This window comes from Bacillus sp. Brlt_9, from assembly GCF_051948935.1.
Taxonomy (GTDB): domain Bacteria; phylum Bacillota; class Bacilli; order Bacillales; family Bacillaceae_G; genus Bacillus_A.
Genome location: NZ_JAYJLO010000002.1, coordinates 786,346 through 801,076 on the forward strand (window position 1 = coordinate 786,346; position 14,731 = coordinate 801,076).

The 14,731-nt window shown below is 35.0% G+C and carries 19 protein-coding genes and 1 riboswitch; of the genes, 14 read left to right on the plus strand and 5 right to left on the minus strand.

Annotation, left to right across the window (positions count from 1 at the left end; translation table 11 throughout):
- Positions 1–66: 66 nt before the first annotated feature.
- Positions 67–208, plus strand: a riboswitch (SAM riboswitch).
- Between the two features lie 91 nt (positions 209–299).
- The 3 genes from mtnK to VF726_RS10445 all read left to right on the plus strand — a co-directional run bounded on the left by mtnK (position 300) and on the right by VF726_RS10445 (position 2,899).
- A complete protein-coding gene (gene mtnK, locus VF726_RS10435) occupies positions 300–1,481 on the plus strand; it encodes an S-methyl-5-thioribose kinase (protein WP_440167864.1) in 1,182 nt (393 codons plus the stop codon).
- A complete protein-coding gene (mtnA, locus tag VF726_RS10440) occupies positions 1,478–2,539 on the plus strand; it encodes an S-methyl-5-thioribose-1-phosphate isomerase (RefSeq protein WP_440167866.1) in 1,062 nt (353 codons plus the stop codon). Before mtnK ends, mtnA begins: the two co-directional genes overlap by 4 nt.
- A gap of 222 nt (positions 2,540–2,761) precedes the next feature.
- The gene (locus VF726_RS10445) at positions 2,762–2,899 is read left to right on the plus strand and encodes a YvrJ family protein (protein WP_000393345.1); all 138 of its coding nucleotides are present in this window, start codon (positions 2,762–2,764) and stop codon (positions 2,897–2,899) included.
- Between the two features lie 54 nt (positions 2,900–2,953).
- Here the strand turns inward: VF726_RS10445 and VF726_RS10450 are convergent, their stop codons facing one another.
- The gene (locus VF726_RS10450; protein WP_440167868.1) at positions 2,954–3,730 is read right to left on the minus strand and encodes a 3-hydroxybutyrate dehydrogenase; all 777 of its coding nucleotides are present in this window, start codon (positions 3,728–3,730) and stop codon (positions 2,954–2,956) included.
- Between the two features lie 195 nt (positions 3,731–3,925).
- Between VF726_RS10450 and VF726_RS10455 the strand changes: the two genes are divergently transcribed.
- Genes VF726_RS10455 through VF726_RS10465 form a run of 3 tightly spaced genes read left to right on the plus strand, consistent with a single transcriptional unit; the run spans position 3,926 to position 5,800 of the window.
- Positions 3,926–4,258 carry a PadR family transcriptional regulator gene (locus VF726_RS10455; RefSeq protein ID WP_000107970.1) on the plus strand — a complete coding sequence of 111 codons (333 nt, stop codon included), beginning with the start codon at positions 3,926–3,928 and terminating at the stop codon, positions 4,256–4,258.
- Positions 4,258–5,022: a DUF1129 domain-containing protein gene (locus VF726_RS10460; RefSeq protein ID WP_440167870.1), complete on the plus strand. Its 765-nt coding sequence runs from the start codon at positions 4,258–4,260 to the stop codon at positions 5,020–5,022. Before VF726_RS10455 ends, VF726_RS10460 begins: the two co-directional genes overlap by 1 nt.
- 16 nt (positions 5,023–5,038) lie before the next feature.
- Positions 5,039–5,800 (plus strand): DUF1129 domain-containing protein, encoded by a 762-nt coding sequence (locus tag VF726_RS10465; RefSeq protein ID WP_440167872.1) that lies wholly within the window; start codon positions 5,039–5,041, stop codon positions 5,798–5,800.
- A gap of 169 nt (positions 5,801–5,969) precedes the next feature.
- Here VF726_RS10465 and VF726_RS10470 read toward each other — a convergent pair whose 3' ends face one another.
- The gene (locus tag VF726_RS10470) at positions 5,970–6,587 is read right to left on the minus strand and encodes an ImmA/IrrE family metallo-endopeptidase (protein WP_440167874.1); all 618 of its coding nucleotides are present in this window, start codon (positions 6,585–6,587) and stop codon (positions 5,970–5,972) included.
- 161 nt (positions 6,588–6,748) lie between these two features.
- On the opposite strand from VF726_RS10470, the gene VF726_RS10475 reads away from it, so the two are divergent.
- The 3 genes from VF726_RS10475 to VF726_RS10485 all read left to right on the plus strand — a co-directional run bounded on the left by VF726_RS10475 (position 6,749) and on the right by VF726_RS10485 (position 8,918).
- Positions 6,749–7,042, plus strand: coding sequence for a DUF3928 family protein (locus VF726_RS10475; protein ID WP_048550614.1), 294 nt, complete (start codon positions 6,749–6,751; stop codon positions 7,040–7,042).
- A gap of 111 nt (positions 7,043–7,153) precedes the next feature.
- Positions 7,154–7,603: an NUDIX hydrolase gene (locus VF726_RS10480; RefSeq protein WP_440167876.1), complete on the plus strand. Its 450-nt coding sequence runs from the start codon at positions 7,154–7,156 to the stop codon at positions 7,601–7,603.
- Positions 7,604–7,742: 139 nt separating this feature from the next.
- On the plus strand, positions 7,743–8,918 hold the full coding sequence (locus VF726_RS10485) for an acetyl-CoA C-acetyltransferase (protein WP_002194058.1): 1,176 nt from the start codon (positions 7,743–7,745) through the stop codon (positions 8,916–8,918).
- A 29-nt stretch (positions 8,919–8,947) separates the two neighbouring features.
- Here the strand turns inward: VF726_RS10485 and VF726_RS10490 are convergent, their stop codons facing one another.
- Positions 8,948–9,700, minus strand: a complete 753-nt coding sequence (locus tag VF726_RS10490; protein WP_440167878.1) for an AAA family ATPase — start codon at positions 9,698–9,700, stop codon at positions 8,948–8,950.
- A 283-nt stretch (positions 9,701–9,983) separates the two neighbouring features.
- Here VF726_RS10490 and VF726_RS10495 point away from each other — a divergent pair, with 283 nt between their 5' ends.
- Positions 9,984–10,712, plus strand: a complete 729-nt coding sequence (locus VF726_RS10495; RefSeq protein ID WP_440167880.1) for a DUF4184 family protein — start codon at positions 9,984–9,986, stop codon at positions 10,710–10,712.
- A gap of 35 nt (positions 10,713–10,747) precedes the next feature.
- Positions 10,748–11,512, plus strand: a complete 765-nt coding sequence (locus VF726_RS10500; protein ID WP_440167882.1) for a hypothetical protein — start codon at positions 10,748–10,750, stop codon at positions 11,510–11,512.
- Between the two features lie 46 nt (positions 11,513–11,558).
- Here VF726_RS10500 and VF726_RS10505 read toward each other — a convergent pair whose 3' ends face one another.
- Positions 11,559–11,990 (minus strand): DUF3997 domain-containing protein, encoded by a 432-nt coding sequence (locus tag VF726_RS10505; protein ID WP_440167884.1) that lies wholly within the window; start codon positions 11,988–11,990, stop codon positions 11,559–11,561.
- A 132-nt stretch (positions 11,991–12,122) separates the two neighbouring features.
- Between VF726_RS10505 and VF726_RS10510 the strand changes: the two genes are divergently transcribed.
- From VF726_RS10510 to VF726_RS10520, 3 genes are all read left to right on the plus strand, one after another.
- Positions 12,123–12,578 (plus strand): RDD family protein, encoded by a 456-nt coding sequence (locus tag VF726_RS10510; RefSeq protein WP_440167886.1) that lies wholly within the window; start codon positions 12,123–12,125, stop codon positions 12,576–12,578.
- 156 nt (positions 12,579–12,734) lie between these two features.
- On the plus strand, positions 12,735–12,833 hold the full coding sequence (locus VF726_RS10515; protein ID WP_000145657.1) for a hypothetical protein: 99 nt from the start codon (positions 12,735–12,737) through the stop codon (positions 12,831–12,833).
- A gap of 64 nt (positions 12,834–12,897) precedes the next feature.
- Entirely contained in the window at positions 12,898–13,407 is a 510-nt protein-coding gene (locus VF726_RS10520) for an SDR family NAD(P)-dependent oxidoreductase (protein ID WP_440167888.1), read from the plus strand.
- A 66-nt stretch (positions 13,408–13,473) separates the two neighbouring features.
- Here the strand turns inward: VF726_RS10520 and VF726_RS10525 are convergent, their stop codons facing one another.
- Positions 13,474–14,574 (minus strand): ABC transporter ATP-binding protein, encoded by a 1,101-nt coding sequence (locus tag VF726_RS10525; RefSeq protein WP_440167890.1) that lies wholly within the window; start codon positions 14,572–14,574, stop codon positions 13,474–13,476.
- Positions 14,575–14,731: the final 157 nt, after the last annotated feature.

A 14,731-nucleotide genomic window follows, 5' to 3' on the forward strand; every position in this document is an offset into this window, starting at 1 on the left:
GACAAGTGATTTTTATTCTTGGTATAGTCTTCAACATAAAGTTAAAAATTCAAAAAAATTATAAAACTCTTATCAAGAGCAGGTGGAGGGATTTGGCCCGATGAAGCCCAGCAACCGACCGTAATACCATTGTGAAATGGGGCGTTTATTTACGCCAAAAGGCACGGTGCTAATTCCAGCAGAAAGTTTACTTTCTGGCAGATAAGAGGGGAGAAGATAAACTTCAAACCTCTTTCTTAGTGGAAAGAGGTTTTTCTACGTCAGAAAAACCTCTGAATTAAAAAAAGGGGGAGAAGACGATGGGATATTATTCATTAACTGAAACGACAGCTATACAATATGCGAAAGAACATGGTTATTTTGAAAAGAAAGCAAATGTAGTTTGTCATGAAATTGGAGATGGAAATTTAAATTACGTGTTCAAATTAGGTGATGGAGAGAAGTCTATTATAATAAAACAAGCATTGCCATATGCGAAAGTAGTTGGTGAGAGCTGGCCATTGTCTATAAAAAGAGCGACGATTGAAAGTAAAGCATTACAAATTTTTGCGAAGTATGTGCCGGAATACGTGCCGGTAGTGTACAGTCATGATGAAGAGTTAGCAGTAACAGTAATAGAAGACTTATCAAGGCTAACAATTGCTAGAAAAGGATTAATAGATGGAGAAGAGTACCCACTTTTATCCCAACATATTGGTCGTTTTCTAGCACATGTGTTGTTTTATACTTCAGACTTCGGGTTAGAGTCAGAAGAGAAAAGGGTACTAGAAGGTACATTTGTAAACCCGGACCTTTGCAAAATTACAGAAGATTTAGTGTTTACAGATCCGTTTGGCCATTACGATACGAATGATTATGAGCCAGAGTTACAACTAGCAGTTGATGAATTGTGGAGTGACAAAACTTTAAAGTTAAAAGTCGCACAGTATAAATATAAATTTTTAACGAGAAAAGAAGCGCTTATTCATGGTGATTTACATACTGGTAGTATTTTTTCATCGCCTTCTGAAACGAACGTGATTGATCCGGAATTTGCAACATATGGCCCATTTGGATTTGATCTTGGTCAATTTATTGCCAATTTATTATTAAATGCGTTATCACGTGAAGAGGAAAAAAGAAATGTGCTATTTTTCCATATTGAGAAAACATGGAGTTATTTTGTAGAAGCTTTTACGAAGTTATGGATTGGAGAAGGTGTAGAAGCATATACGAAAGAGAAACAATGGTTGCCGATTATTTTGCAAAATATTTTTACGGATGCTGTTGGATTCGCTGGATGTGAGCTTATCCGTAGAACAATTGGTTTAGCGCATGTAGCTGATTTAGATGAAATAGCAAATAAAGAAACGAGAATTCAAGCGAAGAAACATGCACTATCCTTAGGGAAAGAACTAATAAAATATGAATCTAAGGGTGCTGATATTCAACTGTTTCGAACATTATTTCAACGGACAGTTTCTGGAGGCGTAAAAGCATGAGTACAATTGTTACTATTCCGAGGTCTGTCAGTTGGAAAGGTGATGCCATTGCAGTATTAAATCAAACAAAGTTACCGCACAGCACAGAATACAAAACATTAACGACGATTGAAGAGGTATGGAAAAGTATTGTCATGCTAGAAGTGCGAGGAGCGCCTGCAATTGGAATTGTAGCTGCATTTGGTTTGGCGCTTGCATCCAAAAAATATACTACTTTACATATTGAAGAATTTCAAAAGAAGTTTAATAGAGATTGTAATTATTTAGGAACGTCACGCCCGACAGCAATCAATTTATTTTGGGCAATCGATCGAATGAGAGAATCGATTCGAGAAATTACTACAACAAAAGAAGCACAAAAAATATTAGAAGAAGAAGCGCTTCGCATTCAACAAGAAGATGAAGCGGTATGCCGGAGTATTGGAGAACATGCATTAACATGCTTTAAAGACGGTGATAACATTTTAACAATTTGTAACGCTGGCAGTATCGCAACTGCTAGATATGGTACTGCATTAGCGCCGTTTTATATTGGGAAAGAAAAAGGTGTACGGTTACATGCGTATGCGTGTGAAACGAGACCGGTTTTACAAGGCGGGCGTTTAACGACTTGGGAATTGAAACAGGCCAATATTGATGTAACTCTTATTACAGATAATACGGCAGCGCATGCTATTCAAACGAAGGAAATAAACGCGATTATTGTAGGAGCGGACCGAATTGTCTCAAATGGAGATACTGCAAATAAAATCGGAACAATGAATTTAGCAATATTAGCAAAGTATTTCGATATCCCGTTCTATGTTGCAGCTCCGTTATCGACATTTGATATTACGAAACAAACAGGTGCTGAAATTGTTATTGAAGAAAGAGACGAAACAGAAGTTACGAAAATTTTTGGGAAACAAGTGGCGCCAATTGGAACTGATGTTTATAATCCTGCATTTGACGTAACACCGAATGAATTAATTACAGGTATTATTACTGAGAAAGGTATTATACGAGGAAATTATAAACAGGAAATTGCATCATTATTTGAAAGAGAAGCTAATACATAATGGCTTGTCTTTTTTTATCCCGCATTAACGGGCAGTAAGGTCCCCACCTCAAAATTCAGCGGAAGCAAAGAAGTTAGGTGGGGGTCAACTGCCCGTAAAAGCCCGATTGGTTCAACTAATAATCAGTGGGGGGGGTGAACAAAACCCCCACTGATTAAAGTTTCACTTTATGCCTAAATGTTTTCTTTTCTCTTATTTATATAGTGGAAGGAGGCGTAAAAGATGGAAGAGTGGATCAGGATGGTAGGTAATGTAGGGTTTCCGATTGTTGTAACATTATATTTACTCCACCGCATTGAAAGTAAATTAGATGGGGTAATTGTTGCAATCGAGAAACTCCCTAAACAATTACTAAAGTAGGAAGGTCCTCGCGATAAAAAATAAAGTTTGCTCACAAAGAGCAAACTTTATTTTTTATTGAGCAGTATAACCACCATCGATAACGACAGCTTGACCAGTTATACCTTTCGCTTTTTCGCTCGCTAAAAATATCGCATAATCAGCAATTTCTTGTACTTGTAATAAGCGTTTTTGTGGTACAAGTGGATAAATAACATCTTCTAAAACACTTTCAAGTGGTACATTTCGTGTAGTAGCTAAGTCTTGTAATTGATTACGTACGAGAGGAGTATCGACATAACCAGGGCAAAGGGCATTTACAGTAATACCATCGGTAGCGCCTTCTAAAGCGGCGACTTTTGTTAATCCAATTACGCCATGCTTCGCACTATTGTAGGCGGATTTTCCTGCAAATCCAACGAGGCCATTAATGGAGGCTACATTAATAATTCGGCCATACTTTTGCTTTTTCATAATCGGAAAGGCATGTTTAATGGCGATAAATGGAGCGATTTGCATGATTTTGATGAGTAGCTCGAATTTTTCGGTTGGAAACTCTTCAATCGGTGAAACATGTTGCATTCCTGCGTTGTTAATTAATATGTCTAATGAACCGAAATGAGTAACAGTTTGAGAAATTGCTGCTGCAATTTCTTCCTCAGATGTAACATCACATTTTAAACCAATTGCTTGAAATCCCTCTTTTTGTAATTGTTCAGCAGCTTCTTTCGCACGCTCTTCAAGCCGATCGGTAATAACAACTTTTGCGCCTTCTTTTGCAAAAGCATTCCCCATTTCATAACCAATACCACTTGCAGCACCTGTTAAAAAGACAACTCGATTTGTAACCATGACGAAAAACATCCCTTCGTAATAAAGTTCTCATATTGCTCTATTTAGAGAGGGTATAATAAAATTCCTGCAAACATTTGGAAAAATATTGTTAGCTATCTTGTTTTGCAAAATAGTCTTTGTTATACTATTTTGTAAAGCAAGATACTTACGCTTATCTATCTTGTAAAACAAGATAGTAGGAGGATTTGAATTATGTCGACAAGTCAAATGCTGAAAGGGATTTTAGAAGGATGCTTACTTGCTATTATTTCTGAAGGTGAAATATACGGTTATGAAATGAGTGAAAAGCTAGCAAAGTATGGCTTTACAATGGCGAGTGAGGGAAGTATTTATCCGTTATTAATACGAATGCAAAAGGAAGGATTCATAACAAGTGTAATGAAGGAATCTCCATCTGGTCCAAAACGGAAGTATTACACGTTAACAGAAAATGGCGAAGATGCACTGGATGAATTTATGGATCGCTGGGAAGCGATGCAAAGTAGTGTAGAGCGTCTACTTGAAGGGAAGGGAAGAAGAAAATAATGCTATCAAGTGAAGCACGAAAGTTTTTATTAGATATGAGATTGTTTTTGACTGCAAAGAGTGTGAAAGAAAGCGATATTGAAAATTTTATAGAAGATGCAGAACTCCATTTAATTGAGGGTGAGAGTGAAGGGAAAAGTGTTGAAGAAATTTTCGGAAGCTCACCGAAAGAATACGCAAATGAACTTGTAAAAGTGATGGAAAGGGATAGACAGGAAACGTGGAAGCAAATTGGTTTTACAGTAATGAATATCGTATCGTTTTGGATTATTGCTTCTATCCTAATAGTGAATAACGGATTATTACAGATGTCACTTATTCAGTGCGTTGGGTATAGCTTGTCATTGATTTTAGTTGTTATAGGTCCTAATTTTCTACTTCGTAAAATGACTTTCGTAACAAGCTTTACAAAAACGTGGTTTTCTATGTGGTTTTTAGTTATGATCGCGCCAATGTTTTTAATGGGGGTTGTTACGGTATTAGATGTGATATATCCTACAAAAATGTTTACATTCACCGAGTTGCAAAGTTATATATTAGCTGGTGGTATTTTCATCATTACAGTAGCGATCAATATATATTTTGATGGATGGTTTAAAAACTTATATTTAATTATTCCACTTTCGATTATGTTATTGTTTAAAACATTTACATCAGAAGACCTTGTTCCAATGTTATTTCAAATTATATGTTTATACGGAAGTTTGTTTATTTTAATTTTCCTTGAAATTATGATGAAGACGAATAGAAGAGAGACGGTTTAATAAGGGAGGGATTATCATGAAGATTTCTAAAGAAGGAGAAAAGTTTTTAATTGATACGAAAGTGTATTTAATAACGAAAGGAATTAAAGAAGAAGATGTTGACGCTTTTTTAGAAGATGCAGAACTTCATTTAATTGAAGGTGAGAAAGAAGGAAAAACGGTAAGTGATATATTTGGTGATTCGCCAAAAGAGTATGCGGAAGAATTAGCGAAAGAGATGGAGAAAGATAAAGGTGGGAGTATAAAAAGTATCTTAGGAATGATAATTGGGATAGGGGGATATTGGTTACTTACAAATATTTTATTTGAAAGTCCTAATCATGAATTTGTATTAACGAATGTGCAGTTGATTGGATATCCAATTGTATTAATGGTTACTGTTGCAGGAATTATATTTGCTTTTAAAATGTCATCATTTAAGAGCAAAATAAAAGAATTTAGCATTATTTATGTAGCAGCTTTGCTACCGATTTTATTACTAGTATTATTAATGTTTATGAATAAATGGTACGGGACACCTGTATTACAATTAACTACTATGCAAAGTTATATATTAGCTGGAACTATCTTAATTGTGCTGTTAGTTGCTGAAGCATTTATACTTGGATGGATTGGAATATTAGCTGTTATCATACCTCTATTAATTATGTTTGTATTTAAGGAATTAGGGAAACAAAACCCATATTGGGGAATGCTAGAGCCTTTACTTCTGTATGGAAGTTTATATGTATTAATGCGATGGTCTTTCAAAAATGAAGAACGAAAAAGTGTAAACTAGGGTTCCATAGAAAAAAGGCTGCCTTGAATATACAAAAATTATTTCCAAAGAAATACTATATTTTGATTTTTAGAAGGATTACATTTATGTTTAGTTGGTTATTTGTATTTCTAGCAGCCGGGAATGGGTTTATTGATTAAATAAGGTGTTTTAAACAGTAACATGACAGTTACTGTTTTTTTCTTTGTAATAAAGAGCTTTGTAAAGAGAGTGCTTTTTGTTCGTTCGTTAATAGGGACTGAATATGGACATTTTCAGGGCGAGGTACGATCGGATACATAAGATTTGCTGGAGAAGGGTGGTGCTCCGAACCGGTTGGAGAATGAGGATCTGCGTGAGTAAGTTTTCCGTGAACACGTCTTGTAAATAAAATATGACCAATTTCGTGAGCGAGCGTATATATATTTTTCATAGGAGCAGCCGAATTTGTTAACACGATATAACCAGTAAGTTGCTGTTGTTTTGCTAAAGAGTAAGCGCAGGCAATTACGGCTGTTTCTTTGAAATAATCACTGCCAATATAACAAATGTAAAGGTCGCATGCAGGAGCTTCATTTACACATGTTTGGAAAAAGGATGATAATTTTTCCTGACTTTGAATAGAGTTTTTATAACTAATTTCACGGTCAGAAAAACGGAAAAGTTCATTTAAAATAATTACTTCTTTAATTTGAAATGTAATCGGGTGCCAGATTGACTCTGCAACTGCTAAATCTTTTGCGATACGGTCATCAGAAATATTGGCGCCTGGAGTAATGCAAATACATATATTGACGTATGGATCCATAAGGAACACCTCAACTGAAAAAATTCTTCCTATAATATATGTTGGGAAAAGACCCTATGTATGGATAAAAGCCTTGTTTATTACAAGTCGAAAAAATTTCATAGTTCTATAACGTAGTGTGATCATCTTTTTGATATAGTAAAGGAAAGGGGGGAGAATATATGTATACATTAAAAATCGTTTCAGACAGAGAAGCTCTTTATCAATTTGCAAGTTATGTAAGAGTTGTGCAAGGGGTTGAAGATGTATATGTTGAGGTGGGAGAACCTTTATATGAACATCCGTTGATGAAGTTTTATGTACATATTAAGCTGGAAGAAACATATGAGCAACGTAAAGCGTTACAAGAAATAGCAAGATTAGTAGAATTAGGGCGTTTTACATACGTCCATTATCGTAATGATGAAATTGAAGAAGCTTTTGAAGCGGTAAAATATGAAAGTTTTAAGAAATAGAAATGGGAAAAAAGGAAGCGAAAACTTCCTTTTTTTTCTTGGAAATTACATCAACAAAAGGAGAAAAATTTTGTTATGATAAGGGAGGGTGAGGAAAGGAGAGTTTACATATTGGGGTATATTGAAGAGTTACGCAAAGTCGTTGGGACAAGGCCACTTATTCTCGTTGGGTCAGCAATAATTATATTAAATGATAGTCAAGAAGTATTGCTTCAATATCGTTCAGATACATATGATTGGGGTGTACCTGGCGGCGCGATGGAACTAGGAGAAACGACGGAAGAAACTGCTCGCCGAGAATTATTCGAAGAGACGGGGCTACAAGCAAAAATTATGCAATTTCTTGGTGTCCTTTCAGGAAAAGAAGTATATTTCCGTTATCCTAATGGCGATGAAATTTTTAATGTCATTCATCTGTATCAGGGGCATCATGTGAGTGGAGAATTAAGTCTCGATCATGAGGGATTGAAGCTTCAATATTTTCCAGTAGATAAGTTACCGAAATTGAATGAAACGACAGAGAAAATTTTACAAAAATTTTTATACGCATTAACAGAATAGAAGGGTAATTCCTTCTATTTTTATTATATTAAATATTTTGATTTTTTAGTATGTTTATAGTATGATAGTTGTAGACATACATCTTATGGAATTTCACCTAAAAACTGACTAGTGTACATAAGAGAGGGGCAAGTGCAAAATGCATAATGTTGTTATTACAGCTGCAGTTCGTTCGCCAATTGGAACTTTTGGGGGAGCGCTAAAAAATGTAACGCCAGTAGAATTAGCTGTTCCTGTACTTCAGGAAGCTGTAAAACGAGGCGGGGTAGAACCACACGAAGTTGATGAAGTGATTTTAGGTCATTGTATTCAAAGAACTGATGAAGCAAATACGGCAAGAACAGCTGCATTAGCGGCAGGATTTCCTGACACAGTTACAGGGTATACAATCCAACGCCAATGTTCTTCAGGTATGCAAGCAATTATGTCAGCTGCAATGCAAATTCAATTAGGTGTAAGTGATGTTGTTATTGCAGGTGGAGTAGAAGCAATGAGTTCAAGCCCTTATGCATTAAAACAGCACCGCTGGGGACAACGTCTACAACACGGAGAAATTCGTGATACGGTATGGGAAGTGTTAGAAGATCCGATTCATCATATTATGATGGGGGAAACAGCGGAAAATTTAGTTGAACAATATGAAATTACAAGAGAGGAACAAGATGAAGTAGCGCTTCGCAGTCATACATTGGCACTGAAGGCAATCGAGTCTGGATACTTTGACGATCAAATTGTTCCTATTACAATAAAAGAACGTAGAAAAGAAGTAGTATTTTCGAAGGATGAACATCCACGTGCTGATATTACAGCAGAAAAATTAGCTGGATTAAAACCAGCGTTCCGTAAAGACGGTTCAGTAACTGCAGGTAATGCATCTGGCCTGAATGACGGAAGTGCGGTTCTAGTATTAATGAGCGAAGAAAAAGCGAAAGAAAAAGGCTTACAACCGTTAGCTAGAATTGTTGGATATTCAGTAGCTGGAGTAGATCCGAAAATTATGGGTATTGGACCAGCACCAGCAATTCGTAAAGGATTAGAAAAAGTAGATTGGTCATTAGAAGATGCTGATTTACTGGAAATTAACGAAGCTTTCGCTGCACAATACTTAGCTGTAGAGAAAGAATTAGGTTTAGATCGTGAAAAGGTGAATGTAAACGGTAGTGGTGTAGGACTTGGACATCCAATTGGTTGTACAGGAGCTCGTATCACTGTAAGCTTAATTCATGAATTGAAGAGACGCGGATTAGAAAAAGGAATTGCTTCTCTATGCGTCGGCGGCGGTATTGGGGTAGCATTATTTATAGAAGCACTATAAAAAGAAGCAGCAATCGCTGCTTCTTTTTTTTAAGAATCAAATAAATGATGAAATAATCGATCGCGATTTTCAAAGAAAAGTTTCGTCGTTTGATAATGCTCGGTTTCTTCTAGTGTGGATTCGTGAATTCCTTCTTGTGTTAAAGAGTATATAGTAGATTCAGGATAAGCCATTAAAATAGGAGAATGCGTCGCGATAACAAATTGTGAACCTTGTTCCGCTAGTTCGTGCATTCGAATGAGCATAGAAAGTTGTCTCATTGGTGATAGAGCGGCCTCGGGCTCATCTAAAATATATAAACCTTGTCCTGAAAAACGATTCATAAATAAGGAGAAGAATGACTCACCGTGTGATTGGCTGTGTAGTGAGGTACCACCATAGGAGTCAATAATTGGATTTCCACGAGCTTCTGGATCGGCATCCATTTCATCAATATAAGAAGCAACGTTATAAAATGATTCAGCACGAAGAAAGAAACCGTCGTTTGGTGTATTGAAACTTTTGGAAATTCGAAGGTATTCATGTAAAGACGAATGTGAATCGTTTGTACTAAATCGGAAGTTTTTCGTTCCACCTTCTGCATTAAATCCTAAAGCAATTGCAATCGCTTCGAGTAATGTAGACTTACCCGTTCCGTTTTCTCCAATAATGAATGTTACATTTGGATGGAAAGCTAGTGATTGTAATGTTCGGATAGCGGGTAGACAGTAAGGATATGTGGAAAAACTAGGGATATTTTCTTTTTTTAATGTGACATTTTTTAAAAAGGGCACGTCAATCAATATATAAACCTCAATTCATAACGGATTTTGATTCTAAAAAAGTAGCAAATACAAGGGTAATAATGAAACTGACTAAGGCCGGAATGTATACTACTACTTTAAAATACTTCCATAGAAAAAAGCCAAGTGTTAAGAATATGCAATGCCTTATTTTCTGAATATTTCATGTGGATTATAACATGTAAACTATCATATTCCAATGTGAAAATAAATATTGCATGGAGATTATTCATGTCGTTATGATAGTATGTATTCTATTGTAATTATGAAAAGGAGTTAAAACATGCCGTTTACATTTGCACATCCAGCAGCAGTTCTCCCTTTTGTGAAGAAGCGTTCTCAATATATTTCAGTAACGGCTCTTATATTAGGGAGTATGGCGCCTGATTTTGAATATTTTTTACACTTTAGACCGTATGGTATTATTGGCCATACATGGTTTGGGTTCTTATATTTAAATTTACCACTTGTATTTCTGCTCGCATATATGTATCATTACATTTTAAAAAAGCCGTTTATAACGCATTTACCTAAACCATTTGCTGGCTACTATACTTATGCAGTAGATGAGAGGTGGGGGCTTCATACATGGAAGGATTTCTTTGTATTTTGCTATTCTGCTTTATTTGGTATGCTTACGCATGTCGTTTGGGATGCATTTACTCATAATACAGGATATTTTGTTACGAAAATACCATTTTTACAAAGAGAATTACATAGTATCCCAGTGTATAAATATATGCAACACGGGAGTACATGTGTTGGTTTCTTATTACTATTATACGTACTATGGAAGTATAAAGATGAAACAGGGAAAGATATAATTATAGCTTCAAAAAAAAGGAAGTATTGGGTTTCGGCAATCATTGTGGCAGCTCTTATATTTATCGTTCACGCGTTCGTAGATCCCTATTTTCATATTTTCCAAATAGGGGGTATAATAGTATCTGGACTGACAAGTTCGTTTTGTGGACTACTCATAGTTTCTATAGTTTACAAAGCAAAGGACTAATTAATATTAATGAATGATAGTGTTAGGAGAATTATATGATGAAAGCATGGAAAAGTATTTTTGTTTTATGTAGTTTTCTTCTTATGTTAAGTGGTTGCTTCCATCAAGAAGAAAAGAAAGTTGAACCGAAGAAGAAAGAATCTATTCCTGAGACGAAAGAATATGGTGGGCGTGAGCTGAAAAAAGTAGGACAAAAAGTGAAAGAAACAGGATGGGGTACTTTTAAGTTAGAGCAGATTCATTCAGTGAATCAAACATTTGAAGTAGCACCAATGAAAATTCACGTACAAGATGTGAAAGTAATCTCTTTATCACAGATGAGTAAAGATGCAAAAAATACATTAAAAGTATATACAGCATTAACTCCTGAAGAAGTAAAACGTAGATTAGGAGATAAAGTAAATCAAGAAGATGCGGAGTTATATGCATCGCTAAGTGGAACAGAGATTAGTGATACGATTCGTTACGTTGAAATTACATATAAGGTGGAAAATAGCGGGAATAAAAATATGCAATTTTTCTCTATGAATGATGTTGCGATTAATGATAAACAACATTTTAAAGTAGCAACTCAAAACTTTTTATATGATGAAGATACGCTCGTTGGTACAAAAAATGTATCAAGAGAAGACTATAAGCCTGGTGAAACAAGAGATGGTATTATCGGCTTAATACTTGATGATGGAAAAGAAAAGGTAAAGGATATTAAATTTACAACAGATAATGTAATCGCAGCAGATACAGAAACGCAAGATGTTGTAAAAGAGCCACAAACTTTTAACATCTCACTTTCTGAGTAAGTTGTTTTTAAATATATGCAAGAAAAAACAGTCAGCACTTAAAATATTATGCTGACTGTTTTTTCTGTTCTTCTATGTATGAATCTACACTTTGAAAAGGCACCTTAATTTTAAACGCATCTTTTTGTTCGTTAAATTGCTTTTCATTATAGGGGCCAAAACGTTTATTATGCTTCACGTCAATAATCCAATAATGCTCACTTTTTTTATTTGCAATTGCTCCGTCAGGGTTATTTGGATCTGACTTTTCCTCAGTTTGTTTTGCAATAATGTATTTATCATCCCAGGCTATGTCTGTAACTTTTGCAGGAATGTATTGTGTGGCATAGACAGCATCTTGCGATGGGAAAAGTTCAAATGCATTTCCAGAAGTACGTATGAGTTCGTATTCATCGTTAATCGTATAAGTTATATGATTTGTATTTCCAGCACAACCGGCTAATAGGAATGCGACGAATAGGATTATCCATTTTTTCAATATGGGAACCTCCTTTACAATGCTGTTGTAACACATTGTACAAGAAAAGTAAGAGAAACGCTAGTTTACAATGTTTTTTAGAAGTGGTACGATGAGACGGGTAAAGAAGGATATGAAGGAGTCGACATAAAAATGAAGTTAAAGATGCATCGTCCAGCGCTTGTAATGAATCGCATAGGTGCTTCCCTAATTGACATGTTTTTAATCTCGGTTATGTATGGTGCAGTAGTAGCTGTTATGACTGGAAATTATGGTGCTATTTTTGATCGCTTTAATATTAGTTTTGGTGATTATAGATATGATCTCGCAGTAGTATTTATATTAATGGCGATATATTTTATTTTAGTACCCTTTATTTGGAACGGTGTAACACTTGGTAAAAAGGTAACGAGAATAAAATTAATTTCATTGAAGAGTGAAAAGTTAACATTACAAACATTAACGATACGATTTTTTGTATTGTTATTACCGAACATATTACTACTTGGAATTCCGATATTATGTAACGTATATATGATGTTATTCCGCAAAGATAATTGTGGTTTTCAGGATTTAATTACAAAAACGAAAGTAATAAGTCTTGTATAATGAAAAAAGACCTTTTTATACATAAAATAAGAAGGTCTTTTTTGTTATACAAATACATTTATATAATAATATCATTTTCGGTTTTAATAGATTGAAAATTAAGAAAATGTTATAATAATTAAAATAATATCTTTGTATAATAAGGGGGAAATTGAAATGACTGGAGGTAGTGTAATCTTTTGGGGGATTTTAATTTTCATCGGTTTAGTTTTTGATCAGCGTAATAGTAAGAAAAAAGAAGGAGTAAAAAAGTAACCGTTTACAAATAAATCGGCAACTTTTCTTGCTTGCAGACTAATCTCATAAAGGAGTATACTGAATGACGGTAAGACTTATAGAAGGGGTAATGAAAATGAAGCTTGCAGGAAAAGTTGCTATCGTAACTGGCGGTGGCATCGGTATTGGACGTAATACAGCTCTTTTGTTGGCTAAACAAGGCGCAAAAGTAATTGTGACGGACATTGATCAAGAAAGTGGACAAGCAACAGTGGAGGAAATTACGAATCTAGGCGGAGAAGCACTTTTTGTATCCTATGATATGGAAAAGCAAGGTGATTGGCAACGCGTAATCAGCATTACTTTGAATGCATTCAGTCGCATTGATATGCTTTTTCAAAATGCTGGTTTATATAAAATAGATTCTATTTTTTCACGTCAACAAGAGAACGATTCCAATGTACTTTGTATTAATGACGTTTGGATAGAGATAAAACAATTAACGTCATCTTTTATGAAACAGCAAGAAGAAGTGGTGCTGAGTGACTTACCGATTTTCGGTGTTATTGGCACGAAAGGACAATCATTTCATACAGTAGAAGCCCTCGTATAATAATGAAAACCGCCCTCAATATATGTGGACGGTTTTTTTGTATGTTATATAGTAGAAAATTATTTTTTAACGAATACGTTGTTCAGTTTGGCTATCAAAGAAATGTGCTTTATTCATATCAAATGCTAGTTTAATTTGATCTCCAGGTGAGAATGTATGTCTTGCATCAACACGTGCTGCAAAATCTTGATTTCCAAGTTTCATATATAAAATAGATTCAGCACCTAACAATTCAGCAACTTCGATTTTTGTTGTGAAGGCAGTAGATTGTGAAGCTTCTAAAAATAATAGTTCATCATGCAAGTCTTCAGGGCGAATACCTAAAACAATTTCCTTATTTACATAGCCTTGTTCACGTAACATCTTCATTTTTCCTTCAGTTACTTTAATTTTTATTGCATTGTCAATAACGAAATCGCTTTCAGTTAATTTACCACGGAAGAAATTCATCGCTGGAGAGCCAATAAATCCACCAACGAAAATGTTTTCAGGTGTTTCATATACTTCTTTTGGGGTTCCGATTTGTTGAATCTTTCCGTCTTTCATAACAACGAGACGTGAAGCCATTGTCATTGCTTCTGTTTGATCATGTGTTACGTAAATTGTTGTTGTTCCAAGACGGTGGTGTAATTTAGAAATTTCTGAGCGCATTGCAACACGTAATTTAGCGTCTAAGTTAGATAAAGGCTCATCCATTAAGAACACTTTCGCGTCTCGAACGATTGCTCTACCTAACGCAACACGTTGACGTTGTCCACCGGATAATGCTTTCGGCTTTCTATCTAAATATTGTTCCAGTCCTAAAATTTTTGCTGCATCTTTCACCCGACGATCGATTTCATCTTTTGGTATTTTTCTAAGCTTTAATCCAAATGCCATATTATCATACACACTCATATGTGGATATAGAGCATAGTTTTGGAAGACCATTGCGATATCGCGATCTTTTGGAGGGACATCGTTCATTAGCTTACCATCAATTGAAAACTCTCCTTTTGAAATATCTTCAAGTCCAGCAACCATTCGTAATGTTGTAGATTTTCCGCATCCAGAAGGACCGACAAATACGATAAACTCTTTATCTTGAATGTGTAAATTGAAGTCTGTTACAGCTGTTACGTTATTATCATATATTTTATAAATGTTTTCTAATTTCAGTTCTGCCATGGTATTTCCTCCTAGAAATAATTATGCAAACGTTTTCTTTGAGTTCATTATAAACTAATAGATTCAAAAAATAAACAAAAAAATAAAACGTTTTCATACATGAGAGGAATATTAGTAATTTTCGTATGTTTTCATAGGGAAATAAGAATAAAAGTTG

What these genes read in the sequence shown, in the direction of transcription:
- mtnK (WP_440167864.1), top strand. Translation starts at nt 300, where the DNA reads ATGGGATATTATTCATTAACTGAAACGACAGCTATACAATATGCGAAA.
- mtnA (WP_440167866.1), top strand. Translation starts at nt 1,478, where the DNA reads ATGAGTACAATTGTTACTATTCCGAGGTCTGTCAGTTGGAAAGGTGAT.
- VF726_RS10445 (WP_000393345.1), top strand. Translation starts at nt 2,762, where the DNA reads ATGGAAGAGTGGATCAGGATGGTAGGTAATGTAGGGTTTCCGATTGTT.
- VF726_RS10450 (WP_440167868.1), bottom strand. Translation starts at nt 3,730, where the DNA reads ATGGTTACAAATCGAGTTGTCTTTTTAACAGGTGCTGCAAGTGGTATT.
- VF726_RS10455 (WP_000107970.1), top strand. Translation starts at nt 3,926, where the DNA reads ATGTCGACAAGTCAAATGCTGAAAGGGATTTTAGAAGGATGCTTACTT.
- VF726_RS10460 (WP_440167870.1), top strand. Translation starts at nt 4,258, where the DNA reads ATGCTATCAAGTGAAGCACGAAAGTTTTTATTAGATATGAGATTGTTT.
- VF726_RS10465 (WP_440167872.1), top strand. Translation starts at nt 5,039, where the DNA reads ATGAAGATTTCTAAAGAAGGAGAAAAGTTTTTAATTGATACGAAAGTG.
- VF726_RS10470 (WP_440167874.1), bottom strand. Translation starts at nt 6,587, where the DNA reads ATGGATCCATACGTCAATATATGTATTTGCATTACTCCAGGCGCCAAT.
- VF726_RS10475 (WP_048550614.1), top strand. Translation starts at nt 6,749, where the DNA reads ATGTATACATTAAAAATCGTTTCAGACAGAGAAGCTCTTTATCAATTT.
- VF726_RS10485 (WP_002194058.1), top strand. Translation starts at nt 7,743, where the DNA reads ATGCATAATGTTGTTATTACAGCTGCAGTTCGTTCGCCAATTGGAACT.
- VF726_RS10495 (WP_440167880.1), top strand. Translation starts at nt 9,984, where the DNA reads ATGCCGTTTACATTTGCACATCCAGCAGCAGTTCTCCCTTTTGTGAAG.
- VF726_RS10500 (WP_440167882.1), top strand. Translation starts at nt 10,748, where the DNA reads ATGATGAAAGCATGGAAAAGTATTTTTGTTTTATGTAGTTTTCTTCTT.
- VF726_RS10510 (WP_440167886.1), top strand. Translation starts at nt 12,123, where the DNA reads ATGAAGTTAAAGATGCATCGTCCAGCGCTTGTAATGAATCGCATAGGT.
- VF726_RS10515 (WP_000145657.1), top strand. Translation starts at nt 12,735, where the DNA reads ATGACTGGAGGTAGTGTAATCTTTTGGGGGATTTTAATTTTCATCGGT.
- VF726_RS10520 (WP_440167888.1), top strand. Translation starts at nt 12,898, where the DNA reads ATGACGGTAAGACTTATAGAAGGGGTAATGAAAATGAAGCTTGCAGGA.
- VF726_RS10525 (WP_440167890.1), bottom strand. Translation starts at nt 14,574, where the DNA reads ATGGCAGAACTGAAATTAGAAAACATTTATAAAATATATGATAATAAC.